This is a genomic window from Nostoc sp. (assembly GCF_036917555.1).
Taxonomy (GTDB): domain Bacteria; phylum Cyanobacteriota; class Cyanobacteriia; order Cyanobacteriales; family Nostocaceae; genus Nostoc.
This window is the reverse complement of the sequence record NZ_JBALDD010000028.1, coordinates 1-26,893: the sequence shown is the minus strand read 5'-3', so window position 1 is coordinate 26,893 and position 26,893 is coordinate 1. Positions and strand designations below refer to the sequence as shown.

18 protein-coding genes are annotated in these 26,893 nt (G+C 41.4%); 9 read left to right on the top strand and 9 right to left on the bottom strand.

Annotated elements, in window-relative coordinates; all coding sequences use genetic code 11:
- Positions 1-14: 14 nt before the first annotated feature.
- From scyF to scyA, 6 genes are all read right to left on the bottom strand, one after another.
- Positions 15-1,211, bottom strand: a complete 1,197-nt coding sequence (gene scyF / locus V7K60_RS12885; RefSeq protein WP_334926037.1) for a scytonemin biosynthesis PEP-CTERM protein ScyF — start codon at positions 1,209-1,211, stop codon at positions 15-17.
- A gap of 174 nt (positions 1,212-1,385) precedes the next feature.
- Positions 1,386-2,762 carry a ScyD/ScyE family protein gene (locus V7K60_RS12880; protein ID WP_334926036.1) on the bottom strand — a complete coding sequence of 459 codons (1,377 nt, stop codon included), beginning with the start codon at positions 2,760-2,762 and terminating at the stop codon, positions 1,386-1,388.
- Between the two features lie 340 nt (positions 2,763-3,102).
- On the bottom strand, positions 3,103-4,383 hold the full coding sequence (locus V7K60_RS12875; protein WP_334926034.1) for a ScyD/ScyE family protein: 1,281 nt from the start codon (positions 4,381-4,383) through the stop codon (positions 3,103-3,105).
- Between the two features lie 92 nt (positions 4,384-4,475).
- Positions 4,476-5,447: a scytonemin biosynthesis cyclase/decarboxylase ScyC gene (gene scyC, locus V7K60_RS12870; protein WP_334926032.1), complete on the bottom strand. Its 972-nt coding sequence runs from the start codon at positions 5,445-5,447 to the stop codon at positions 4,476-4,478.
- Positions 5,448-5,472: 25 nt separating this feature from the next.
- Positions 5,473-6,534 carry a tryptophan dehydrogenase ScyB gene (gene scyB / locus V7K60_RS12865; protein WP_334926030.1) on the bottom strand — a complete coding sequence of 354 codons (1,062 nt, stop codon included), beginning with the start codon at positions 6,532-6,534 and terminating at the stop codon, positions 5,473-5,475.
- A 303-nt stretch (positions 6,535-6,837) separates the two neighbouring features.
- On the bottom strand, positions 6,838-8,718 hold the full coding sequence (scyA, locus tag V7K60_RS12860) for a scytonemin biosynthesis protein ScyA (protein ID WP_334926028.1): 1,881 nt from the start codon (positions 8,716-8,718) through the stop codon (positions 6,838-6,840).
- A 1,663-nt stretch (positions 8,719-10,381) separates the two neighbouring features.
- On the opposite strand from scyA, the gene V7K60_RS12855 reads away from it, so the two are divergent.
- Positions 10,382-12,361, top strand: a complete 1,980-nt coding sequence (locus V7K60_RS12855) for a scytonemin biosynthesis sensor histidine kinase (protein ID WP_334926026.1) — start codon at positions 10,382-10,384, stop codon at positions 12,359-12,361.
- Positions 12,362-12,499: 138 nt separating this feature from the next.
- On the top strand, positions 12,500-13,372 hold the full coding sequence (locus V7K60_RS12850; RefSeq protein WP_334926025.1) for a response regulator transcription factor: 873 nt from the start codon (positions 12,500-12,502) through the stop codon (positions 13,370-13,372).
- 9 nt (positions 13,373-13,381) lie between these two features.
- On the opposite strand, the gene V7K60_RS12845 is transcribed toward V7K60_RS12850, so the two are convergent.
- Positions 13,382-14,584, bottom strand: coding sequence for an AAA family ATPase (locus V7K60_RS12845; protein ID WP_334926023.1), 1,203 nt, complete (start codon positions 14,582-14,584; stop codon positions 13,382-13,384).
- Between the two features lie 601 nt (positions 14,585-15,185).
- Here V7K60_RS12845 and V7K60_RS12840 point away from each other — a divergent pair.
- From V7K60_RS12840 to V7K60_RS12815, 6 genes are all read left to right on the top strand, one after another.
- Positions 15,186-15,932 (top strand): GDSL-type esterase/lipase family protein, encoded by a 747-nt coding sequence (locus V7K60_RS12840; protein ID WP_334926022.1) that lies wholly within the window; start codon positions 15,186-15,188, stop codon positions 15,930-15,932.
- A gap of 185 nt (positions 15,933-16,117) precedes the next feature.
- Positions 16,118-16,552: a hypothetical protein gene (locus tag V7K60_RS12835; protein ID WP_334926021.1), complete on the top strand. Its 435-nt coding sequence runs from the start codon at positions 16,118-16,120 to the stop codon at positions 16,550-16,552.
- A 609-nt stretch (positions 16,553-17,161) separates the two neighbouring features.
- Complete coding sequence (locus V7K60_RS12830; RefSeq protein ID WP_334926020.1) at positions 17,162-18,448, top strand: cation:proton antiporter; 1,287 nt, start codon at positions 17,162-17,164, stop codon at positions 18,446-18,448.
- 439 nt (positions 18,449-18,887) lie between these two features.
- Complete coding sequence (locus tag V7K60_RS12825; protein WP_334926019.1) at positions 18,888-21,077, top strand: cation:proton antiporter; 2,190 nt, start codon at positions 18,888-18,890, stop codon at positions 21,075-21,077.
- A gap of 4 nt (positions 21,078-21,081) precedes the next feature.
- The gene (locus V7K60_RS12820) at positions 21,082-21,564 is read left to right on the top strand and encodes a hypothetical protein (protein ID WP_334926018.1); all 483 of its coding nucleotides are present in this window, start codon (positions 21,082-21,084) and stop codon (positions 21,562-21,564) included.
- A 106-nt stretch (positions 21,565-21,670) separates the two neighbouring features.
- Positions 21,671-22,501 (top strand): AMIN domain-containing protein, encoded by an 831-nt coding sequence (locus V7K60_RS12815; RefSeq protein ID WP_334926017.1) that lies wholly within the window; start codon positions 21,671-21,673, stop codon positions 22,499-22,501.
- Positions 22,502-22,610: 109 nt separating this feature from the next.
- Here the strand turns inward: V7K60_RS12815 and V7K60_RS12810 are convergent, their stop codons facing one another.
- Positions 22,611-24,530 (bottom strand): transketolase C-terminal domain-containing protein, encoded by a 1,920-nt coding sequence (locus V7K60_RS12810; protein ID WP_334926015.1) that lies wholly within the window; start codon positions 24,528-24,530, stop codon positions 22,611-22,613.
- A gap of 296 nt (positions 24,531-24,826) precedes the next feature.
- Between V7K60_RS12810 and V7K60_RS12805 the strand changes: the two genes are divergently transcribed.
- Positions 24,827-25,591, top strand: a complete 765-nt coding sequence (locus tag V7K60_RS12805; protein WP_334926013.1) for a DeoR/GlpR family DNA-binding transcription regulator — start codon at positions 24,827-24,829, stop codon at positions 25,589-25,591.
- Between the two features lie 94 nt (positions 25,592-25,685).
- On the opposite strand, the gene V7K60_RS12800 is transcribed toward V7K60_RS12805, so the two are convergent.
- Positions 25,686-26,225, bottom strand: coding sequence for a DUF3172 domain-containing protein (locus V7K60_RS12800; RefSeq protein WP_334926011.1), 540 nt, complete (start codon positions 26,223-26,225; stop codon positions 25,686-25,688).
- Positions 26,226-26,893: the final 668 nt, after the last annotated feature.

Below are 26,893 nucleotides of genomic sequence, written 5' to 3'. Positions count from 1 at the left end.
TCAAGCATCAGAACTCAGCACTGTTTTTGCAGTTCTTTCTCTAAACTGAAGACTGGCTTTTGTTGCCCACGTTTCCGCAATGTGACAGTAGCAGCCCCAAGTCCAAGCAATGCTAAACCCAATGCTGAACTAGGTTCCGGTACTTTCCTTGTGCCTTTTACGTTTAACACTTGGACGCGACCTTGGAAGAAATCGCCCACATAAAGCTTGCCATCTTTTAGGGCTGTGCCACCCGTCCAGTTAAATCTGCCTGGTGTGAGGTCGAGGGGATTGCCAAATGGGGGGTCAGTTAATCCTGGAGGTGGAACTAGTTTACCTGATGCATCTAGGGCTGGTTTACCGTAGGAAGTCAAGAATTTACCGCTTTTATCAAATACCTGAACGCGGCTGTTGATAGAATCAGCTACATAAACATTCTCTTGGTCGTCCACTTCGATGCCAATTGGCTGAAGAAGCTGTCCAGGTCCGCTACCTGCTGAACCAAATGTGTACAGAGGTTTTCCATTTGGATCGAGTACTTTAACGCGGTTGTTATACTGGTCAGCTAGAAAGATATTTCCACTGACTGGGGAAATTCTTATACCTGCTACACCTTGAGTTTCTCCAAGTCCAGTGCCCACAGTGCCACCAATGACACCAATTTGCTTTCCGTCAGGTGTGAATTTAAAGATCCTTTCGCCGTTAAAATCACCTGCGTAAACGTTGCCAGCTTTGTCAAATGTCACTCCAGATGGCCCAAAGAAAATCCTACCTGGTATGAGACCGGTAAATTTTCCATTTGCAAAGGATCTAATAAAGTTACCCTGAGAATCGAATTGATTGATGCGGTTGTTGTAAACATCACCTGCATACAAATCCCCTGTTACGGGATTAAAGTCTACAGTTGTTGGCTCGTCAAACTGTCCGGGTCCTGTGCCGCCAGAACCAATTGCTCCAATATACTGACCGCTTGGACTAAATTTTTCAATTTTGTCACCGAAGTTGTAGTTAGGAGTACCATCCGGGTTAACACCGCGTCCGTTAGATATAAGGGTATTCCCTTGGCTATCCACCGCTATGCCTTGGGGAACAAACAGTTGCCCAGGACCGAAGCCAGGACTGCCAATACTTCTGTCGTAAGTTAATGTTACAGCTTTGGCTTGGGCTGCTGCTGTTAACACCATGAATCCAGTACCGAGAATGCCGATTGATAAATTTTTGACTAATCCCATGAGTTTTAAGTCCTGGTTGTATGAGGTATACTCGTTCCTAGACTAATTTTGTTCCCAGTCCCAGTTTGGGAACTCTGAAATTTGGGCTGCTGCCTCTTGTTGGAAATGCAACTTTCGGTGTGAGGCAGCAGCCTATTCTGTAAGCATTCGCCGACAGAGCCAGTTAAAGAGGAATCAGACAGTTTCTGCTTTGGCTAGCAACTCTTCACCCAACTTTGCTGGACGTTTGCGCTTGGCGATCGCAGCAGTTGCGCTTACACTAGCAAGTGCTAATAAGCCGAGTACTGAACTAGATTCGGGGATTTTTTCGGCAACGATACCATCCACCCGAACAACCTCTCCTAGTCCTGGGCCGACACCACGATTGGTAATATAAATCTTGCCATCAGGACCAATATCAATTCCATCAGCCGAATCTAGCCCTTGACCTGCGGCAACGAGTGTTGTGCGAGTGCCGTTAGGAGCAACTTGGATAAGAGAACCAGGTAGATTTGTGATGTCACCGCCTAACTGGGAGGTGTCGCTGAACTGTAAAACCAGCAAATCGCCTTTGTCATCAAAGGTTAGGTCGGTGATGTGCGTAAAGCCATCCAGAAAAACTTCTGGTTTGAGATCGTCGCCAATGCGGAAAATCCGTGATTTACCTTCTGGATAAGGAAAACCCGTATATTCACCAACGTATAAAGCTCCATCGGGGCCAATTGCGCCACCTGTGGGTACTGCTTGAATTTCTATTTTTCCTCCTGGAAGCTCATTTAATAGCCCAGGAGGTAATTGTAATCCTGGTGGCAAATCTGACTTACTAATGATATTTTTTGGAATTGGGATCGCCTGTGACTTGCTTCCATCAAGTTTAATTTTGTAAGCAGTGTTCCCGCCCCCGTCAACGACATAAGCACTATCACCATTAACAGTCAGGTCATAGGGATTGGTAACTACATCCCCTTTGTCTGGATTTTTGGTGATTTCATTCTTGGCAAAGTCAAAAATACTGGTGAGAGCTCCCGTGTTCAAGTCAACTTTGGACAGTTGTGCTAGAAGCGGTGTATTCAAAACTTTATCGGGTGTTGATGGCGGGAAAGTCGCAAGTTGCTGTGGTGGGAGTGTGGATTGCGAACCAAGGTTAAGTGTTGCTAGATCACGGTTTCCTGGATAACCAGCAAAGCCAGTTAGCAGATAAGCATTCCCTTTAGAGTCGAATTGTATGTCTTGAATACCAGCGCCTTGGTTGCCAGTGGGTTGCTCTGCTAGAGACTGAAAGTTATTAAGTAGACGCTGTTTGGTACCGTTTGGTGAAACTTTGACCAGTGAACCGCTATTACCAGCACAGATAGGCTGAAACAACGTACTCGGAGATGGTTGACAATTTCCGTTTCCGCCGATGCCTGGCTCTGCTACGTAGAGACTACCGTCAGGGCCAAAGCTAGCACCCCGTGCATTACTGATTCCATCAACAACTGTCGTTAGCGTTGCAGCTTGTACAGATGGTGTCCCACAAATAGCAGCAAAACAAAATGTAACAGATGTAAGAGCAAATGACTTGAGTTTCATACCTTTGGAAATTGAGAATTAAATAAGTGGAAACTTTTATGGTTTTAAAGACAACTAATCTCAGTCTTTAAGGAATGCAGGGGAAATGCCCTTTTTGAGAAGCACTGATATTCAGTAAACCACGAATTTTTAAAAACAACGTAAAAATAAGAGTTTCAGGCCTTTTTAAGAAGCAGGTAAAAAGCATTTGTTTAACAGCTATCATCTGTCTGTTGCTAGTAGCATCAGCTGAAATGCTTATTAATCAATTGTTTTGTGGTATCCCTGCATTTAACTTAAATGTCCATATGGCAAAGCTTCTAAAAAACTTTTTGGTTTACTGATATTAGTTTGAAACTCTTTACTTGAGTGCCACAACTCTATCTATGAGTGGTTGGTTAGCTCTCTTCTTGTGCAACCAAGCAACGCCCAAAGCACCGATCGCTAACACACCTAAAACAGAATCAGGTTCAGGGATGGACTTGGTATTCTCAATTCTGAGAATTTGTCCTTCTCCTGGGCGATCGCCTCGGTTGGTGACGTATACTGCACCATCAGCACCAATAGTCAGGGCGCTAGGCGACTCTAATCCATTGCCATTCAGAAGAGTTGTGCGTGTGCCATCGGGAGCTATTTTGATTACAGAACCATCAAAATCACCCTTCCAGGCTGACTGATTGGCGTACTGCAAGGCATACAAATTGCCCGCAGAATCAAATTGCAAGTCTGTGAGTTGGGTAAAACCATCGGCGAAGACTGTTGGCTTGCCATCAGCACCGACTCGATAGATTTTTGCGCCACCTTCTGGAAAAGGAAAACCAGTAAATTGGCTGATGTAATAAGCACCATCAGGCCCTTTTGCCACACTTGAAGGTACTGGTTGAGCTGCAAACTGCGATCGCACCGCTTCAGCTTGAGATGGAACCTGTGCAGGTTCATTGGATGGAGTATCAGAAGGTGGAAAGATGGGATTAGTTAATATGTCTTGGGGAAAGGTAGTAATAGCTTGCAAGTTACTACCACTAGTATTGACACGGAGTAAGTCATTTGCACCTGCATCAACTGCAACTAAATTATTCCCATCTATGACAAAACCCAAGGGATTGCTACCGACATCACCACCATCAGGATTATTGGCGAGTTCATAGTTAGCTAAATCTGCAACACTCGTCCAGGAATTGGTATTCAAGTTGGGAGCAATGATTTTACCGAGGTCAGTGTTACCTAAATTGCGATCGCGAAAGGTTGGATTCGCCCCATACCCAATCAGAACATAAGGTTTACCCTTCAGATCAAATTGGATATCACGAGGACCACCGACTCCAGTACCATCTGGTAATGCTATAGAAGGAAGTCCTGTAAGTATCCGCTCGGTTTTACCATTCTCAATTTTGGTAACTGCCCCACTTGTGCCATAGCATAAAGCATCACCTTGACCACTTGCTGGTGGAACACAAGCTCCACTTCCCCCGATTCCTGCCTCTGTAACATAGAGATTACCATCAGGGCTAAAACTCAGACCTCCGGCATTATATAGACCGTCGGCGATTACTGAAAAGGATGCAGCTGAGGCAGCTTTCATTCCCGAAAAAGCGGCAACACAAAAAGTGAGGATAGTAATAGTAAGTGGCTTGAGTTTCATGTGTTGCAATACAAGTAATCAATCGTGGGGAATTGAGGGGTGAATTTTAAACGCAGAGAACGCTGAGGGAAGCGCAGAGTAACGCCGAGATTTTAGTAGTTGGTAACTAGTGATTCTGGAGCTTTTGGTAGATAGCTCATTCCTCGGTCAAATGATTTTAGGTTGCCTGCTTTGGCTTCGAGTAAACGTTTGATGTTCATGCTCTCAGCACCAAAGTCTTCAATTTGAAGTTTGCCGTGGCTAACAGTTCCATCTGTTTTCCAGAATGTAATTCGATGCAGGATGAAACCTGAAGCTTCGGGATCGGCGAAAGAGTATGCAGTTGGGATAAGTAACGCTACAGAACGCTGATAATACTTGTAGTCTGGATAAAAGTGTTCTTGTTCAAGTAAGTAGTATTTACTCAGACTATGAACTCGCACAGACACTTTTACTTTTTGGTCATATTCATCTTTGAATTCACCTGAATCAGAAGTAATCTCACCATTTGGTCGTAGTAAATGTGCCCATTCATCTACGTTTTTTAAGTCTTTCAAGTATTCAATGCCAATATCAATTGGGGCATCAACATAAATGGTGTCTGTATCGATAAAGTGGCTTCCTTTAGCTGCTGCGGTCAGACCAGCTTTACGTTCTAAATTACCTTTGAGAGAACGACACTCAGAAGTGTGTACTGTGTGAATTCCCTGCATAATCATCTGAGTCTGCCGTTTGGGATCGACAAAGCTCAACCAGTGAAAATACACACCTTTTTCATCTGTTCCTGGCTCGATGTAGTCTGTAGGAAATAGCAAGACAGGGTAAACCTGAAAATATTTCTGATACTCTAATCCACAGTGCCACTCAATGCCGTAGAAAAGTGGATTTTCTAGTTTTTTAACGTGATAATAGAGATTTTTGTGATAACCGGATGCAGTTCCAAGCCAGGTATCTTCGTCAATTTGCTCTTTCATCCGGCTGTAAAGCGTCCATTCATCTAAATTCTTTAAACTACAAAGGTAGTCAAAGGCGCTCTCTGGTGAAGTCGCAATATATGCTGATGTAGCAAAGGTATTTTTTTCCATTTTTCACTCCTTAAGATAATAACAATTAGGCTGCGATCGCTGTAGTCTTGGTTCGCTTACTATTGTTGATCCGGTCTTCTGCTAATCGTCTAGCAGCATCGTTAGTAGTAACTCCTTGCTCTTTAGCAATATCAAAAATTGCTAATAGCGTGTCATAAATGTTATGCACTTGCTTGAAAGCTTTTTCTTCGTCATAACCAATCATTTCGTTGTAAACATTAATTAGTCCTCCAGCATTAATTACATAATCAGGGCTGTAAAGAATTCCTTTTTTAGCAAGCATTTGACTATGTAGTTGCTCATTTTCTAATTGATTGTTAGCTGCACCAGCAATAATCGAAGCTTGCAGGAAAGGAATTGTATGACTATTAAGAATTCCTCCCAAAGCACAAGGAGCAAATATATCTACATCAAGTGAGTAAATTTCAGTTGGTTCTACAACAGTTGCACCAAAAAGCCGTTTCACTTCTTCCGCTCTTACTGGATCTACATCGCTCACAAAAAGCTGGACATCATGCTCATGTAAGTGCCGACAGAGATTTTTACCAACATTTCCTAAGCCTTGAACTGCAACTTTCATGCCATCAAGTCTTTTGCTCTGCCAACGAGATTCTACAGCAGCTTTAATTCCTAGAAAAACTCCTAGTGATGTTATGGGAGCAGGTCCACCAGATTTTTCTGATACCCCAACAACATATTTCGTTTCTTGACTAATTGTCCGCACATCATCAGGAGTAATATTGACATCTTGTCCGGTAATAAAACGCCCATTCAAACTATCAACAAAACGTCCATAAGCTCTCAACAGATCATCTGTCTTATTTTCAGGATTAGCAATAATTACTGCTTTTCCTCCACCAGCCGGAATGTTAGCACAGGCAGCTTTATATGTCATTCCCCGACTCAGACGAAGTGCATCTTTTAAAGCAGCTTCTTCGTTAATATAAGGCATGAGTCTTGTAGCTCCCATCGCTGGTCCCAAACTGGTGTCATGGATGGCAATAATTGCCTTAATTTCGGGATTTTTACCATGACAAAACAAAACTTGTTCGTGACCCATTTCTCTAACAGTTTCAAATAGCAGCATCTTGACCTCTCGATATTGGTTGGAATTGTTTAGAGAAAGTAATGAACATTACAAAATGTAAAGATATAGACACAAAAACACTCTTGAATATTAAGATAAGATGAAGTTAGAAAAGAGTAATCTTCAAAAATAAAGCATTCCAGTTTTGTAGGCGTAGTTGTTGCCTGGAATAAAGTTTTTGCCGCTTCTAAATTCATCCTTTATGTTTTGCTGAATGGACTCATCCATACTGCGCTGTAAATTCCGCCTTTCTGGAGTGTTTTAGTGTCTATAAGAATTGAATGAGATTGCAAGCTTTTTAAATCAAATCATTGGAAATGAAACTTGCTTGACTGCATTTTTCGCGGGAGTTGATTTAATTCCTTGTGCTGCCAAACTCTTATTACGTCCACCCGAAGGTGCTGGGCGATCGGCGTCAATCACTACATCGATGAGAAAGGGCACAGTTGATGCGATCGCTTGTTCTAATGCGGCTTCAATATCCGACTCTCTGACGACTACAATCGCTTCTGCTCCCATCCCACGAGCAATCATCGCAAAGTTTGTTGGTGGAATTGTTGCATCTGCACCCTTTAATCCCAAGATTTTCATGCCTTGATGACACATGTTGTAACGCGCATCGTTGAGTACAATCCAGATTGCGGGAATTTCGTACTTCACGGCTGTGCTGATTTCGTTATTCATCAGCATTGCTCCATCACCGACAATCCCTACAGCCTTGCTATTGTTTGCCAACGCTGCACCCAACACTCCTGTGACAGCGTGACCCATTGCGCCGACTCCGGTGCTGACTCGGTAACGATTGGCTTCGGCAAATTGCAGTAGATGTGTTGACCAAGTAAAGGAGTTACCACACTCCGCCATGACTATGGCATTGCTACCCTCAACAATGATCTTTTGAATTGCTGCCATCAATACTTCTGGTCGCACTGGATAGTCTACATCTGTAGCAGGTTCAATTGCTTTGTGTTCTGGACGAGGTAGGGAGATTGTGGAATGAGGAGCATCTGGTAATTGCTGCAACAACTCTTTGACAAAGGCTTTGATGTCAGAGCGAACCCCGAAAGTTTCAACGTGTGAATACGCCACTCCTGGCACTTCAGGGTCAATATCAACATGGACAAAGCCTCCTTTTGGAACTAGCGCTGAACTCCAAAAAGAAGTCGGTTCACCAAGACGGGTTCCTAATACGAGTGTACGTAGTGGAGGTTGCTGTTCCATATAAGTTAAGACGGAAGCATGACCGCCTAAACCTGTGACACCCACAAATTGGGGATGATCTTCGGGGAAGATACCTTTACCACGGGGTGAGCAGATAACAGCTGCTCCGGTTTTTTCAGCGAGTTGGCGAATTTCGTCTGCTGCATCACGCGCACCGAAACCAACCCAAATGGCAAAGGGGCCAGATGATAATAACTCTACAGATTTAGCGATCGCTTCTTTTGAAGGAGTCATCCCAAACGAAGAAACATCTAGTTGGGGTAAGGCTATATTCTCAACTAAACTTGTCTGCACACCCGTGGGAATGCTCAAATGGGCGACAAATCCGCCTGGTTGCGCCATAGCTAAAGCCAGTTTGCGGAAAATCTGCGGTAGTTGAGCCGCAGATTCAATCGTGATTGCATAGTTGAATAACGCTCCTGAGGTAAAAATTCCCCCACTGGGCAATGTGTAAGTGCTGGTTTCTTGAATTGCCCAACGTCCACGCTGCGGTGCTGAGGTACAAGCCGACAGTAAAATTACCTTTGCACCTTCCCCACGAGCTGCAAATAACCCGGTGAGGGCATTAGTGATCCCCGGTCCTGCTGTGGTAAAAACTACCGCAGGGCGATTATTGGCAAAGTATGCCTCGGTCGCTGCAAAGGCTGCTCCGGATTCATGGCGGAAGTTCAATACGTCGATGGTGCTATTTGACAACGCTCCCCAAAGGCTTGCCATCGCTCCACCTGCAACACCAAAGGCGTTGCTTACTCCCAAATTTACCAACATCTGAGCGATCGCATCGGCAACTGAGAGTGTTGGAGCTATTTCATCGTTTAAAAATGACTGAATTCCGGCATTCTTCTCCGATTCATCAAGCTGACGGGAGTCAGACACAGATTCTACATAGCTGTTTGCTGCAAGTTCCTTGTATGGCTCAGTGGTGATGAGAGGAGAGTTTGAACCAGTATAATTTTGACTCATTAGTTTCACGTAATTACAGAAAGTTACACAAAGGCTTTTTAGTTTACAATCACAGCGCTAGAAATATTTAATACAAACAACTCTGTTGTTTCTTGCAGCAATCACCTAGCTTGGTTGAGAGTAGAAATGGCTAATCGCTGCTGATTAATGCTTGTGAGCGCAGTACCAAAAAATTTTTACTGAAAGCATACAACAGTTGAGGCTGTGCTTCTTATCACTAGAATAAAGGAGATGAAGACTGTCGTGCAATCAAAAATCTTTTGATGGAGATGTCAATTTTTTCGTTTTTATGATGATGACCACAGTATTTAAGTAGATTAGCGGCGAAAAACTAAATGGTGCAAAACTGTATAAACTTGCAATTAACCCGAAGTTAAGCGTATCTCAGAATCTTTACAAAGCTTCATATAGCTAGCTTTAATAGCACCGATCTAATTAATAAACGCCTGGTGAGATTTTTGGCCACTACAATAAAAATCTAATTTGCAATGAAAAATCTTTTGATGTATATGTCAATTATTTCGCTTTTTTCATGATTGTGACATTTGCAACTTAGTTACCTGAAAGATTGATATTTTGTGATCGCAGAATCAGTGCATTACCAAATTTACAATAGAAAATCTTTTGATCTGGTTGTCAATTCTTTTGCTTTATAACTTACACAACTTTTTATCCGAATTTAAGCATGAGGCGATTTAGCGGTCTTTATATTGCCAGCAAAAACTCTTTGAGTCAATTATTTGTAACGATAAAGACATTATTTTTTAACCTTTTATCATTCATTTGATGAATGATAAAGTATCCAATATGTAAATAACTTAAAAAAGTGTGTTTTATCCTGCATAAAGTATGAATATATACTTAGTATACGAATGCAGTGTTTCTTTATGATAAAACAAACGCAACACTATACCTAAAAATATACGTATTTTTTTTGATATAAATGTACTTCTTACGACAGATGACTAAGAATATTCTTCTATAGTTAAATCGCTGAAAGAGTAAGTTAAGATAAATTAAGAAAATAAGTTGATGAGTGGAAGTTTATTCATTTCAGTCAGACCCAGAATTGCAAATTGATTTATGTTGAAAATCAAACTACTTTACACAAGTAGTTCGCCAAAGTCCTTGCTAGGGAAAAGGTTAAAGGATAAAAATTTTGATTTTTTAACCTTTCTCCAGTGGAAACCCAGGAATTTTAGGTTGGCGAACTCTTGTAGAGGGGTAGCACTCCTACATCTCTACAAGGGTTATTGATAACGCATAATTAATTTCTGGAGATGTCTATTAGTTAGTTCTGATGCAGGGCTAGTTTAGATTTAAAATATCTTTTCTACTTATAGATTAAGAGTTTTGAACTCTTATCTAATAAGGTTAATTGACTAATCTAGATTTGATTTGTCTAAATTTTGTGTTGCTATAAAAAGCTGTTTAAGTCAATAATATTTTTTTTGAAATATTTCGTTTTTTTAGGAAAATTTGGTTTAATAATTCACACTTTACTGGTATGATAAGTTTTGTTAAGACAATTAGTAATATTTTCTAGTAACTAACTAGTTTTGTTTTTTAACAGCCGAACAGTACACCAAAAATCTTAGTAAGTTATGACTATTAACTCATTAATGGCTATAGTGCTGATTGATTACCAGGAGGAAGTAGGAATATGAATTCTGGCGAATATACACTAGCTAAATCAAACAATCAATGGGCGCTACAACCAGAAATAGAGATGAAGTTTGCTCACTTTCTAATAAATCAAACTGTAGATGCTGCCTTCTGTTTAGGAGTAAACACGCAGTTTCTTTACGTCAACGATGCCACTTGTTTGATGACTGAGTATTCCCGTGAGGAATTACTTTCTATGAGGCTGCATGATATAGATGTAGATTTTTCTCTGCACAATTGGTCAGATATTAGCTCACAGGGTTCCCTTAGCTTTAAATCTCGTTATCGGACAAAAGGAGGTCGGATATTTCTGGTAGAAATATCCATGAACTATGTAAAACACCAAGATATGGAATTTGGCTGTGCCTTTGCTCGTGAGAAAACTGATGAAATAGTAGAATTGAACGTACAAAAGTGGACTGATGGATTAAAGGATGCCAAAGACAATTTGCAACAGGAATTTTCTCAAGTCAAGGCAAAAGAAGTAGAACTAGAAACATCTCTTTCTTTACTTCGTTCTACTCTTGAGTCTACTGCCATTGGTATTGTTGCAGTTAACTTTGAGGGAGATATTCTGAGCTTGAATCAGAAATTTGTGGATATGTGGCAGATTCCAGAGTCCCTAATACTATCTAAGAAATGTCCTCGCTGCAAAACCTTTTTTGAAAACCAACTTAAAGATCCACAAGCCTTTAGTCGGCTGATTTGGGAAGTGTCTAGCCAATCTGATTTCGAGAGTTACGACATTCTAGAGTTAAAAGATGGAAGAGTTTTTGCACACTACTCTAAACCTCAGTTGCTTGAAGGCAAAATTATTGGAAGAGTGTGGAGTATTTGGGACATTACTGAATCGAAACAGACTGAAGAAGCATTACGTCTGAACGCAACTAGATTTCGGACTTTAGCAGAAACGACAGATGCCGGCACTTTTCTGATTCAAGGTACGCGGCTTTGCTACATAAATCCAGCAGTAGAGCAACTCACTGGCTATACAAAAGAGGAACTGCTAACAGGTTTCGATCTTCGCCGACTGATTAAGAGCAAAAAACGCAGGCAAGTACGTAACCCGGATGAAGCCGCTAACTTTGAATACCAAGAGATGAATATTTTAACAAAAAATGGCACGGAGCGCTGGCTAGCCTGTGCAGTTGCCAAGCTTGATGGAGTGCTGGATTTTGGGGGAAACCAAGTCGAATTGATTGCAGGTATCGATATTACCGATTACAAATATGCAGAATTAGGTCTTAACCAAGCTTTAGAACAAGCCAAACAACTTAGCGAACTTAGAGCGCGTTTTCTTTCTATGGTTTGCCATCAATTCCGAACTCCGTTGAATATTGTTTCATTTTCTAATAGTTTACTTAAAGAAGAAGTAGACAAACGTACACAGAAGAAAATCCAACCATTACTCGATCACATTCAAAAAGCTACCGAACAACTGAGCCTGATGTTGGATGATATTTTGTTCTTCTCTAAAGCAGAATCAGCAAAATTAAACTTTCAACCAAAGCCGCTTGAGTTAGTTCAGTTTTGTCAGAATTTAGTTGCACAAATGCAGATGATTGTTAGCCAAAAATCAATCAATTTTGGAAGTAAAGATAACTCTCTAACAGCTTATATAGATAAAAAACTGTTAGAGCCGATTTTGAAGAATTTGCTTGATAACGCGATTAAGTATACTCCCTCGAATCTAGGAATTCATTTAGAACTATCTTGCCAAAATGAAAAATTAATTTTCCAAGTTAAAGATAGAGGGATCGGTATTTCAGTAGTAGATCAACAACGAATATTTGAGCCATTTTATCGTGGTAGTAATATCGATCATATACCTGGAACTGGACTAGGACTATCGATTCTTAAAACTCTTGTAGATTTACATCATGGTCAAGTTTCTGTAGAAAGTGAAGTTGGTGTCGGCACTACATTTACTGTAATGTTGCCATTAATCAAATCAGAGTTGACCTGTTCCGAGTTATGAGTGTTGAAATGAAGATAGTTGTTAATTAAAAATTTAACAATCATAACTCTCGGAACGAGTTAATTAATTTCATTCCTATTTAGATACTCTCCAAAGAGTCTAGCAATTAGCTTCTGCAAAAATTTATTGCAATAGAAAATGATGTACGAATCGCCAAAGAAAATTCTCGTCATTGAAGATGATAACGTTACCCGTAATCTTTATTTAAAGGGTCTTGAGGCTAAAGGTTTTGATACAATAGGTGCTGACAACGGTCGTGTTGGCATCCACCAAGCACAAAAGCGTATACCCGACTTAGTGATTTGCGATATCACGATGCCCGATATGGATGGTTATAACGTTTTAAGTACGCTACGCCAAGATCGTCTGACAGCAATTATTCCTTTCATTTTTCTGACTGGCAGTAGTACTAGAGCAGATGTTCGCAAAGCTATGGAATTGGGAGCAGACGACTATCTTAGCAAACCCTCGACACTAGATGAATTGCTCAGAGCGATCGCTAGTCGCTTGGAAAAGCAAGCTACTCTCCAATACTGGTGCAATATTCAATTCGAGAAAGCTGCAAAATCAGTATTTGCAGATGATACGACAGCCATCGCTTCTGGTGTTGCCGTCGTCTCTAATAGAGAAGTCAACATTTCTTCTAAGTCAATCTTTCCCTACATTCCGCAATTAAAAGAAGTTTTCGACTTTATCGAAGCTCATTATCATCAAGGAATTACTTTATGTGATGTGGCTGTTGCTGTTGGTTACTCACCTGCTTACTTAACTAACCGAGTAAAGGAGACAAGTGGAGAGACTGTAAACTGCTGGATTGTCAAACGCCGGATGGCGGAAGCTTGTTTTTTACTCCAAAATAATAATGAGACAGTCGAGAAGATAGCGAAAGCATTGGGCTATCAGGATGTGTCTCATTTCTCCCGCCAGTTTCGCCAACATCACGGTTTACCTCCCCAGGCTTGGCGCAAAGAGCATCAGCTTGTATCGCAAAAACAGGTTACACTTTGGTAAAAGTGGATTTCAAACAAATAGTTGGGTAAACTCATATATTAAATCCACCCTACCTTTACGTAACATGGCTGGATCTAATCTTTCAGTAGTATTACAAGTCATCAAAATAACTAACCGTTGCTGCGTCTGAATACCAGAGTCATCAATTACACTCTGATATAAAGTGCCATCTAGCAAACTGAGAATGTGTTCGGTTTTGTTATTGTATTGGGCTACCTCCGAAGCACGATTTTGCGCTAGATTATCAGCTTCGTTAATAACGATACAAATACGCTCGATGTAAGTCGGTGGGACAAAATTAGCGATCGCATCATGATCTAAAATAAAAATTACGTACCCTAAAGGTACAAGAATTTCTTTTGCTACTGCCTGTGTCCAGACTGTTTTACCAGTACCTGGTTGTCCATGTACAACAACCGCTAGCTGGTTTTGATTTAAAATCGCTTGCTGTACAGAATCAGTAAAGTTTTGTATATCTGCGGGAAATGTCCGAATGTTAAATTGACTATGAACTTTGCCTACACGACTTTGATATCCACTCAGCATCACTGCTAAGTCGTAAGTTGCTTTGTTAATTAGTGGCGCGAGATTTTTCGCCATTAAAGTATATTGTCGTCGCCCGCGATCATAGGCATCAATTTGCAACCAAATGTCATACTTAGACCAGTAAGCGTAAACAGTATTAATAACGTCTAAGCGCTCCCAGCTAACAAATCTATCTATAGGAAAATAAAAATCTCTTTCGGAGTAATACTGGGTAATAATATCGGGATTACCCAACACACCTAAAACTCGCAGTACAGTAATTTCTTGCAGTCGATTAAGAACATAATCAATGGGAATGCTACTACGACTGACAAATTGGACGATGGGCGTTTCCGTACTCAAAACATCTTTGTAGCGATGATCTGGTGATTGAGGATCTGGTGTGATGTAATTCCAAAACTTTTCAACTTCGTAGCGGGTATTATCAGATACAACACTTAATAAATTAGCCCACCAAGTATAATTATTTCGTCCTAAAACATCAGCAACATTACTTGCCAAATTCAAACTTTTTTGACTTAATTCGCGGGAGTCACTGTACAATAGTTGCCACAAAAATCCCCAGTCTAACTCTCGATTAAACGGTCGCCAACCGCAAGCAAGTAAGCTTTGCCGAGTATTATTTGTAGGAGTGCCTTCATTGCTTCTAAAATAGTCAAAATCCATATTTATCGGTTATGCAGCGTTAATTAAGTTATTTTGTGTTAAGTAGAAAGTTTTGAAAAATTTTTCTCGTAATATCAACTAATTGTGTACAAATGGCAATTTTATTTCCACTGTACTGGCGAGGAAGTCTTTTTAATCTAACTCATTACTTTTGTAATATAGAATATTACAGAAAAACTACTTGTGTCAACTTTTTTGACAAATCAATTGGTAAGTGAGTATTTACTTTTAGCGATTGACGTACCTGCACTACTTATCCGTCTGTAGATGAGGACTTATGTTACGTCCGTGGAATTGCCCAGCAGAATTCCCTACATCCCAAAAATAAAATTTTCGCCCATTTGAATTTATGACAAAAGGGCGAAAATTTTGCGGGGATCTCCCTCTTTCTCAGCGTCCTCAGCGCCTCTGCAGTTCGATTCTGATGCTAATTGTTAAAGCACGTAGGCGTAGCCCATCGTACAGAAGCTCAACTGCGGGAATATTAACCTTGCAACCATATCAACAAGTAAAAAATCCATAGATGCTTGAATACTAAAGATAGCCATCTATGGTATAGAAATGTATAGAATCTTGTAAAGATATAAAATATAGTTGTTAAATGCACACATTTCTCGCTTCTTCCTCAATGCAGCTGTCTGTACCACCAAATCACTTTCAGCCTATGAAGATTGTCGCACTGGGGGATAGCTTAATTTATGGATTCGGCGACCCGGAAAAAGGAGGCTGGATTGAGCAACTACGGCGATGGTGGATGTTGCCGGATAGTGCCGGTCATATTCTTTATAATTTAGGGGTAAGAGGCGATCGCACCCAACAAGTAGCCCAAAGACTAGAAGTTGAATTTCGCCACCGAGGTGAACTGCGAAATCGTGTTCCCGATTTGATTATTTTATCAGTAGGGGTGAATGATTCAGCCCGGTTAGCACGTCCCGATGGTCGAAGTTACACAGATTTTACCTTATTTGAAAAGGAAATTGCCTCTCTGCTAGATTTAGCACAGCAACTTTGTCCTGTGTTATTTGTGGGTATGGTGCCAGTGGATGAAGCTAAAATGCCATTTTTAGATTGTTTTTACTATAATCATGCCGACCAGTACCGCTACAAAGAAGCAACTCGAATTGCTTGCACCAAAAGGCAGATTCCCTATTTGGATATTTTTGAGCAATGGATGGAACGCAGTGAAAGTTGGCGGTTCAAACGCTTGAGTGAAGATGGACTTCATCCCAATACGTTAGGTTATCAAGCTTTGTTAGAAGATGTAATCAATTGGGATGCCATACCTTCAATGGACTTTGCCAATGCAGCTTACCATTCTAAATTTGATTATCACCTGAAACCATCCTAATAATATAGATGTGTTGGTGCTTTGGAGCTAGCCGATATTCTCGTATTTGCGACCCTTGCAAAAAGCACCACAATCTTCCTAAATTTTTAATGAAGCGAGTCAAAATCTATTTATAAAAACTCTAATTTCTCTATATTATTCATTACTCCTAACTCCTAACTCCTAACTCAGCACTCAGCACTCCTATGACACCAACTTTATTTGGTCGCTGGCAAACTCGATTATTATTACTGGCAACTGTTGGTGTACTCGTATCTTTGCCATTTGCAATGGGTTGGATTGGCCCTGGTGCTAACTCGGTTTATTTTTGGATACTTGGTTATGTCGCCATCTTTGGTTTAGGTTGGGATGTGCTTTATGACTATCTACAAAAATCTCGTTGGGATAGAGATTGGCCCGCAGCTTATCAACTCTTAGCTGGTATATGGGAATTAATATTTATATTTTGTGGAGTCAAACTATTTGGCTTTTTACCAATACCTTTGCCTAAGGAAGAACTGTCAGCAGGAACTTTTTTATTGCACTATAGTATCGTGTGGATAGCAGTTTTTATTAGTTCCCAAAGCCTGATGCGAATTCTCTTCCTTCGTTGGCGTTTTCGAGGCGCTGAGTGGTTGTAAAATCTCAAATTATCGAAACTAATTTAATTAAAAATTATATTAATTTTCAGGTAATTAAACCGTAGGGTAGGGACGCATATGATACGTGTCAACTTAAGCTGAAATATCCTTCCTGATTGCATGAGTTTTGCCCTCACCCCCAGCCCCTCTCCCAATTGGGAGAGGGGAGCAAATTCTCCAGTTCCCCTTCTCCCATGTTGGGAGAAGGGGTTAGGGGATGAGGGCAACCCTAGAACTCTTGCTAAACCTAACTTTTAGATTAAGTTGACATTTATGGATGCATATTTGTGCGTCACTACAGCCGATTTGTACTTCAAATAGATGAAAAAGGTTATAAATTGCAAATTAACAAATCATAAAAAATCATATATGGCAGTTTTAGTTTGGATGCAATATCTTGTATTGACGTACAGTTGTATGCGTTCCTAAGAATAACATGGCAACTGCTACAACTTTGGAAACCAAAGCAACACATTGCCTGTTGTAGAACATGTTGTGCCCCTACCTGTGTACTTCATTTACCTAAATACACTGTATATGAGTAAAACAGGAAAAACTCTAAAGTCTAGGAAAATTCTTCAATGCAGAGACGCAAATTAAGGAAGTGCAATGTCAAATTTTGATCTGGTTATTCGGCTATTTCTACAACTTACAGTTATTTTAACCACTTGTCGCATTGTCACGATTATAGGACGCCGCTATCTTGGTCAAACCGATGTTGTTTGCGAAATGATCGCAGGTGTAATGCTAGGGCCATCACTTTTAGGATTGATTGCACCAGATTTTCAGCAATGGCTATTTCCTAAGCTTCCTATCATCACTGCTGTCGGACTCAAGATACCCAATCCATCAATGTCGATTTTATATGCTATCAGCCAGATTGGGTTGGCAATTTATATGTTTTTGATTGGTTTAGAGTTTAATACCAAACTCTTAAAACATCATATTAAAAGTGCAAGTTTGCTATCTGCGGCTGGGATTATCACTCCCTTTATTTTAGGAGCGATCGCATCTTTTTGGTTTTATCACAATGGTGATTTCTTTCAACCAAAAGTTATGCCTTGGTCAGCTGCTTTGTATTTGGGTGCGTCGATGACAATTACGGCTTTCCCGATGTTAGCTCGGATTCTTTACGAACGCGGTCTTGCACAAACTCGCTTCGGTACTTTGGCTTTAGGTGCAGCATCAGTAGATGACGGAGTTGCTTGGTGTTTGTTGGCGATTGTGCTTGCTAGTGTGAAAAATTCTCTAAGCATTGCCATATTAGCAATTGGTGGTGGCATTTGCTATGTGTTATTTGCGATTTTTCTCAGTCAACCTCTACTGAAGGCGTTCACACACATGACAAAACGCGAAGGTGTGAACAGACAAACCCTGACTTTAATGTTGATAATTTTGATGTTTTGTGCATGGTTTACCGATGTTACAGGCATCTATGCAATATTCGGTGCTTTTGTGTTGGGAGCAGTGACACCACGGGGAGAATTCGCCCAACAAATTCGCCAATATACAGAATTTTTAACTACTTCTTTTTTGTTACCAATATTTTTTGTCTTTTCTGGACTAAACACTCAAATTGGCTTGGTAAACACACCTACTTTGTGGGGAGTGACGCTGTTAATTATTGCGATCGCAATTCTTGGTAAAGGTGTTGCTTGTATGTTAGCTGCAAAATTAGCCGGGGAAAATTGGCGCGAATCTGCAACTATCGGCGCTTTGATGAATGCTCGTGGTTTGATGGAGTTAATCATCCTCAATATTGGTCTGGAACAAGGTATAATTACCCCAACTTTATTCACTATCATGGTTATTATGGCAGTCATTACTACCCTAATGGCATCACCACTAATCGCCTTTTTATTGCACGGTACAAGCTATGATAAATATTCTAATTAAGTAAATTTAAATATAAAACTAATTACTTAGTAATTGGATAAAATTCTCTGCTTTAACTCTGGTTATAGTAATCCTAAATAATTTATGAATAAAAATATCCCTGACTTCTTGAAAAAGTCGGGATTCTAAGCCACTTAGTGGAAAGCAAATCAAATAGAATTGCCATATAACCGCCAATTTGTTTGTAGTAGTGTTTAAGCATTACTACAAACTAACTACCGATTAATTAGTTTTCTTGCTATTGTTAATTCGGAAGTTATTCGAGATGTAGCTCCTAAAATCATCAGAATTGATGTTTCACGGCTGTAACTGCATCTTAACAATAATTCATATAACAACGAAGCAGAAATTACTCTTAGTTATATTTAACAAGCTTGACATTTCCCACTCTTTTAAAGAATTATCTTAGGGAAACCAGATAGTTAATTTTGAGGAAACCATGCACATAGTTATTCTCGTTCTGGTTGAGGTGCTGATTGTTATTGGGCTTTCACGGCTAGTAGGGCTAGCATTCCGTTCCATTAAGCAACCACTGGTAATTGGTGAGATTGTCGCCGGAATTATGCTTGGCCCATCTTTATTTGGTTTAGTTGCTCCCCATCTAGCAGTTACCTTGTTTCCACCAGAAACTTTTCCTTTTCTGAATGTTTTGTCTCAGGTGGGACTAATATTTTTCATGTTTCTGATTGGGCTAGAACTAAATCCCAAATATCTCGGCGGCCAATTAGAAGTAGCAGTTTTAACTTCTCATGTCAGCATTTTGGTGCCATTTTCTCTAGGAACATTGCTAGCAGTGCTACTTTATCCCCTAGTTTCCGATGCAAGTGTATCCTTTACCGCCTTCGCCTTATTTTTGGGGGCGGCGATGTCGATTACTGCCTTTCCAGTGTTGGCGCGAATCATTACTGAAAACAATTTACAAGGAACGCGTTTAGGAACTTTGGCGTTAACTTGTGCAGCAGTGGATGATGTCACAGCTTGGTGTCTCTTGGCAGTAGCGATCGCAGTTGCTCGGACTGGCGACTTTGCTGGTGCCATACCCACAATTATCGCCAGTATCGTCTACATCGGCTTGATATTGACAGCAGGTCGTTGGTTCCTGCAACGCCTTGCCAAACATTACCTGCGGGCGGGACGACTCAGCCAATTACTGCTAGCTGGGATTTATATGGCCGTGGTTGCGTCGGCACTAATCACCGAACTAATTGGGATTCACTTAATTTTTGGAGCATTTTTGCTGGGAGCAGCCATGCCCAAAAATGAAGATTTAGTACGGGAATTGGCAGTGAAAACGGAAGATTTTGTCCTAATTTTCTTGCTGCCAATATTTTTTGCTTACAGTGGCTTAAAAACGCAGATAGGCTTGCTCAACCGTCCTGAATTGTGGCTTTTGTGTGCGTTGGTTTTAGCAGTGGCGATCGCAGGCAAATATGTTGGTACTTATGTAGCGGCCCGTGTTAGTGGCATTAGTAAACGGGAAGCCTCGGCACTCGGTTGGTTAATGAATACTCGCGGTTTAACCGAACTGATAGTACTAAACATTGGTCTAGAGTTAAAGGTAATTTCCCCCTTAATATTTACCATGCTGGTAATTATGGCATTGGTAACTACCTTCATGACCTCACCACTACTGGAATGGACATATCCGAAAAAGCTGATCAGGTTAGATGTGGTGGAACCGGAGTTAGAAGCAGAAACAGCTACCAGCGCTACTGATGCCGAAACTTACATTCGTCCCTACCGAATTTTAGTGCCAGTAGCGAATCCGAGTACCCAAAAAGGCTTGTTACAGTTGGCAGCAAGCATCGCTCTCAACTCCCGACATCCCGCTGTTGTTAACCCTCTGAGCTTGATTGAATTTGAAGAAGATTATGCCTTTGAAAGTACGCCAGTTGAAGCAGACCGATTAATTGCCCAGCGTCGGCAGCAGCTAGAAGAATTGATTAATACTCTCGAACCAGTAGAAATACGCGCTCACGTGCGTCCGATCGTTCGCATATCTAGTAATGTGGCACGGGAAACCGCACAGATTGCCGCCCTCAAACAAGCTGATTTAATTCTTGTGGGATGGCATCGCCCAGCTTTTAGTAGCAACCGCTTAGGTGGAAGAGTTGGTCAAATGCTCACTACTGCGCCAGTCGATGTTGCCGTGTTTGTGGACAGAGGAGGCGAGCAATTAGAAAGCCTGTTGGTGCCTTATTCAGCAAATATTCATGATGATTTAGCGCTAACACTAGCTCTGAGACTGCTAATTAACCGTGAAACTTGTCTGTTACAGGTTTTGCAGGTTGTACCTGAAAATCAACTCAAGGATGAATTAAGTTACGAGTTAAATACGATGATGGAGCAATTACCGAGTAGTGTACGCGATCGCATCGAAATCAAAATTGTCCAAGCTCCAAATCCAATCCAAGCTGTAGTCGAAGCCTCAAAAAATGTAGACCTGACAATTGCAGGCACTAGCCGCACTTGGGGTATTGAGCGTCAAACTTTGGGAAGATATACAGATCAACTAGCCATTCAATGTTCCTCCTCCCTGCTGATCACCCGCCGTTACAGTCAAGTCAGCGCTCATCTGGCTTCCATGCTTCCTGATGTTAGTAGTCAAGAACCAACATTGAGGAGTTGAAAACATGAATCATTTCAACTTTAAATCTTTAGCTTTTTACGGAGTAGCAATAATTTCAGTGCTACTGTTGTTTAAAACTGTCAGTGTTTACGGAGAAAACAAACTCAAGGCTCCTCGTCCAGTTAACGGTCGCTATCGTCTAACCCTAGCTGAGAATTTGCCGAACTGTGAAAAATCGGATACCCTGACGTTAAATATTGAGCAGTCAGGTATTTACTTAAATGCCTCTGTATTACCGGCAAACGCTAACGCCGACACTGACGAAAAGCACTCTCTGGCAGGCATCTTCAGAAATCAACAGTTAAATTTATCTGGGAAAGTTGGTAGATCAATCCTTTGTAATATTCCTCGCCCCCAAAATGATCCTCTGAACTCAGTCACAATTCAAATGCAATTTGTGGATAAAGGTAATATGACAGGTCAATTAACCGTAAATGGTATTCCACAAACTCTGAAATTTACGGCTGTGCCCCAAAAAGCTAATTGAATGGGGAGTGGGTAGAGACGCGATTAATCGCATCTACGGGATTGTCAGCGCGAAGTAAACAGCAATGTGAGCGCATTGTATGGGTTTTATGGAGCAAATAAACAGAATGGATCAAGGACTAAAGACTAAGCCATTTTATCAATGGGGCAAGCAGCTATTTAGTATCAGTATATTAGGCTTTTGGGCAGCGATCGCCCTCGAAACTTGTACTACTGCTGCAACACCAGGGGCAAAGCTAAATAATTGGCGTTTTTCCCCTAAGACACAGCAACTCGAAATCACCCTCTCAGCAGGCACAACCCCTCGTTATTTCTACCTGGCACAACCTTCTCGTCTAGTTGTAGATTTACCGAATACTAAGTTGGGCAAAGTTACCACACTACAAAATTATTCTGGAGCAATCAAAAGCATTCGCATTTCTCAGCTAAACGCAAACGATACACGTATTGTCTTAGATTTAGCAGCAGGGACTGTTTTTAATCCCAAAAAGGTACAACTGCAACCCGTTTCCCGAAAAAACTCCACTCGCTGGGTATTACGTCCGGTTATTTCTGGTAAAAAAACTACTGCCGTAAAACCAGGAAAGTCCGCACCTTCAGCCAAGAAACAACCTCAAACACTCCAAAAGCCGCCTAGTAACCCACCTGTAACTACTAATCCACAATCGCCCTTACTCACAGCTCCGCCTCCATCCAATCAACTGCCCTCAACTACTACTAACTCAGAGCAGCCTTTTGTCACCGTACCTCCTTTAAATCAAAATACATCCTCTCAACAACCTGCTTTAGTTCTTCCCCCTCCTTCTTTCCCAAATCAACCCGATAATTTAAATAACATTCCTCCTTTGGGAATATCAGAATTTCCAGTTCCAACAATCCCCAATGCTCCCGAACCCCAAATCATTGAGTTTGGTCAACCTTTACCCAAAACTAAATAAAAATAGGGAATTGGGCATGGGGCACTTGTACTGAGCAGTGTCGAAGTATGGGGCATGGGAAATCGAACCAATGCCCCATTTGCTATGCGCTATGCCCTAATACAATGAATTATTTTTTTCCAACTAACTCCTTTACCTTGTTGATGATGCCGACTGGATCGATACCTTGATATGGGTACTGTTCCCACAAACCGCCGCAACCTTCTTTATAAGTTCCAAGATGGGCATATTTGGGAGTCAACCCCCGCTCTAGTAGCCAAGAGCCGAAACGACTACCTAAGCCTGTCCGACGGTTGAAAGGTTCTACTACAAGTACAAAAGGAGCGTTACCAACTTTGGTAATTATTTCTTCATCAATAGTGTTTAAAGTTGTTTTGCTAATCAAACCAACGTCTAACCCTTCTTGCTTAAGACGCTCTACAGCATCAACGGCACGGTAGAGAGCATCGCCAAAACTGATAATGTAGCCTTGCGTCCCTTCTCGTATAACCTCATCTTTACCAGGAACAAATTTGTAGCCACTTCCAAAGAAGTCATTGCCATTGCTGTCCTGAATATTGGGCACTTTGGAACGGGTGGAGAAAATAAACCGCAGTCCCGGCTCAAAGAACACAGCTTCTACACAAGCTGTCATTTGATTATTATCTGCCGGGAAGTACAACTGTGTTGGGTAGCCATCATCCAAGCCATTGTCGGCAAACATATTATTTATACCAAAGTGGCAGCTGTTATCTGCCATGTCATCTATACCCGCATGGGAAAAATGACACAGAACATTGGAATAGTTCAGCCGTGCCATCGTGATTTCTGAGATACACATTTCTAAGAAGGCGCTGAAGGTCGCAAAAATACCTTGCTTGCCCTCGTCCATCCCGAATCCGGCCATAGCAGAGAAGTTGCTCCGTTCCATAATGCCGGAGGAAATAAATATTTCTGGGTATGTTTCATGAATTATCTTCAAACCGCAGGAGCCTTCTAGGTCGCTATCAATAACCTTGACTTTTTCTTTACGCTCCACTTCACTCATGCGACTAAGGACACCCACCACGGCTTCACCAAACACACTACGGTTAGCGCCCCATTTGTCACCAGAACCCAAAAACTTATATGTTTGTTTGGGTTTCTCAATACTTTTAAGGTATTCGACAGCCGCAGTTTGTCCGCGAGATTCTAGATACTTAACTGCTAAATCTACAGGAATTACATCATGGCCATGAATGGAACCTTCTAAACCTTCAATACCAGGACACATCGGGCGTTTATTAATCAGAGCGATCGCTCCAGGAGTATTCACAGCTTCGCTCAGGCGACGGTATAAATCGTCTAAGTCTTCCCCGTCTCCCTGAAGTACTTTCAACCCGTGCCCTTCTAAGGTTTTGGCGACACTAAAACCAGGTAAATATTTAGAAGGATGTCCGGCGATCGTTACATCATTGTCATCAATGAGCAGCTTGACGTTGAGATGTTGAGCAACAGCCAAGCGAGCAGCTTCGGCATCATTGCCTTCTTGCTGCGAACCATCAGAACCGAGACAGAAAACAGCCTTGCCTGGATTCGCCATTGCCACACCATTGATGTAAGGCCAAATATGACCCAAGCGCCCAGAACTAAATTTTACACCAGGAGTTAGTTTTAGTTCCGGGTGTCCCGGTAAATTGGAATGTGCTTGGCGATAACGTAAAAGTTGCTCGGCAGGTAAATCACCATGCAATGTTGCCATCAGATATTGAGTGGCAACTCGATGTCCTGCCTCATCAAAGAAAATCGGTACAAATTGCTCCGATGCTCCCCGGAAAAAGGCATCAAGGATCATCACCTCTGGGACTGTATCGTATGGCCCGCCAGTATGACCGCCGACTCCGCTAGCAGAGCCAGTCGCTGTAAAAAAGACGATCGCATCTCGGCAAAGTTGAATATTCGCTTTGAGAGTATCTCGTTGTTCAGCGGTGAGGCTGGAATTTGCGGGATTGAGCGCTAAAGGTTTGTAAGCACCGAGATCAATTGGAAATTGGGTGTTCATAATAGTCATGGTTTCTTGATTGAATAAAAAACAATTTGCACAGACGGAACGCGCGATCGCACTACAAAAAAAATTGTTGAAACCCTCATTGGGCAACAATTATCCAAGCTCAAGTCAACCACTCAGAACCCTTGTGGAACCATGTGATTTGATTAAATGCCAAAATCAATACATTCAATTGTGCATGAATGTACTTGAATTCAATTGAAGTTACGGATTACCGTACAAAGACTTGCTTATCAATAAGTATAAACTCACAAACGTGCAATTTCAAGTTCAAAAACGCATTTTCAGGAAAATTAATTATGCTAACTGCTGAACGACGACAATTTATCTTAGAAATTCTGCGTCGTGATAAAAAGGTACTTTCGACAGAACTTAGTGCTGTTCTCAAAGTTTCTGAGGATACGATTCGGCGGGATTTGCGAGAACTGGCAGAAACCGGACTATTGCAACGTGTTCATGGGGGAGCGCTCCTTAAATCTCCAGCCACCGCCAGTTATGCCGATCGCCAAAAGCAAGCGCCGAAAGAAAAGGAAGCGATCGCTCGGACAGCAGCAAAATTAGTTTGTACAGGACAGGTGGTGATTTTAGACGGAGGTACAACAACTCTCCAAGTAACCCGTCATTTGCCCCTAGATTTGCACGCAACAGTGATCACAAATAGTCCGCCAATCGCCATTGCTTTAGCAGAACATCCCCATATAGAGGTTGTGATGTTAGGTGGACAACTCTACAAAAAAGCCTTAGTGAACGTGGGTACTGTCACGATTGAGACATTACGGATGATTCGTGCAGATTTGTGCATGTTGGGAGTTTGCAGTTTGCATCCAGAGGTTGGGATTAGTGTACCTAACTTAGATGAAGCCCATGTCAAACGAGCTATGATTGCTGGATCGGCTGAAGTAGTAGGATTAGCGACAGCAGAAAAATTAGACACGGCTGCTCCTTATCTAGTGGAGTCCATTCGTGCCCTGACTTACTTAGTAACTGCACCGACAGTATCTAATAATATATTGAGTGCCTACAAAGCTTTAGGTTTGACCATTATACGTGATGAGTACGAATGATCTGATGAAGGCAAATGCGATCGCTGGGGACTGGGAAGAAGCAAGGGAGCAGGGAGAAGAGTTTTCCCCTCTGCCCAATACCTCATGCCCAAATTTAAAATCTATCCGTTTCTTGAGGTGTTCCAACTGCTCCCGGTTGAGCAGTGAAGAAGTTTTGAGCAGCTTCATTCTGATATATACATCTAATATCAGGTTTGTCACTGTCCAAGTTACCTGTGAAACCAAAGGTGTTCAGGCGATTTTTGCAATCTCTAACCTGATCGGATGTCACCAACTTGCGGTTCTCTAAAAGCGCCCAGTTATTTTGTCGGATTACGCATCCGGGACGCATACTAGGCTGGGCAACATAGACATTGAAGGGGTTGAGAGTAACGAACAGTCTAGCGTCCATCACCATCGCGCTGGCTCCGTACTGCACACAAATTTCCGGGTTCGGTGCTTTAGTGTCTATAAATTCACGGGAAGCTACATTTGATGGAGCCAATGTGGTTGTAGAACTAAAAGCGATGCCAATCCCAATTCCCAAAATCAACACCCCTCCCATAATTGCGATGGTGGTGAAGTTAAATAGAGGGGATTGGAAAATAGAGGGTTTAGAAGTAGTAGCCGATCTACCAGTAGATTTACGTCTCATTGTTGCTTAATCACCTTCACGCCGATTTGGGAGGGAGTGGTCTAAAGTTTTTTCTCCCTCTTTCAGTATGCCTACTCTTGACTGTAATTGCCTATGACTTTCTCTGCGATCTTCTTGTTAAATGAGAAAAATAGGAGCTTACCTAGATATCGGGACAAAATTTTAATATAGTACACTCTGGCAAAAGTTTGCCTACCTTAGCTCGACTTTATCCATTTTTTTCACAACGCGATCGCTTAAGCTAAAACCTTTGTAGGACAGTAGTTTTACTTTATTAACTTTATCTATAATCTGTGACGTGGAAAAAGTATTTGCCAAAAAGCTAGGGTTTTTGCCGGATAAAGAAAGCGAGTTCTTAATTTTGGATAAAGTCGAGCTTAGAGGTTGTTTTAAAAGTGGTTGGCTGTGATTTTAGGCACTAACTGATCCCCCCTAGCCCCCCTTAAAAAGCAGGGCTGATTCATTTCATTTAAAACAGGATTTGTCAAGATGGTTAGCAAGAAAATTGTAAGTAAGTGTGACGAAGAGACGAACATTTAAGTACTGAAATATCAGTAAAATAGTTGGTTTCATGTAAGGATTCAGGTCTAATATTTAGGAAGCAGTGATGGGCGAGACAGATAATTATTATTAGAGTCAGCCAGTAGTGCTTGTACAAAAAAATCAAT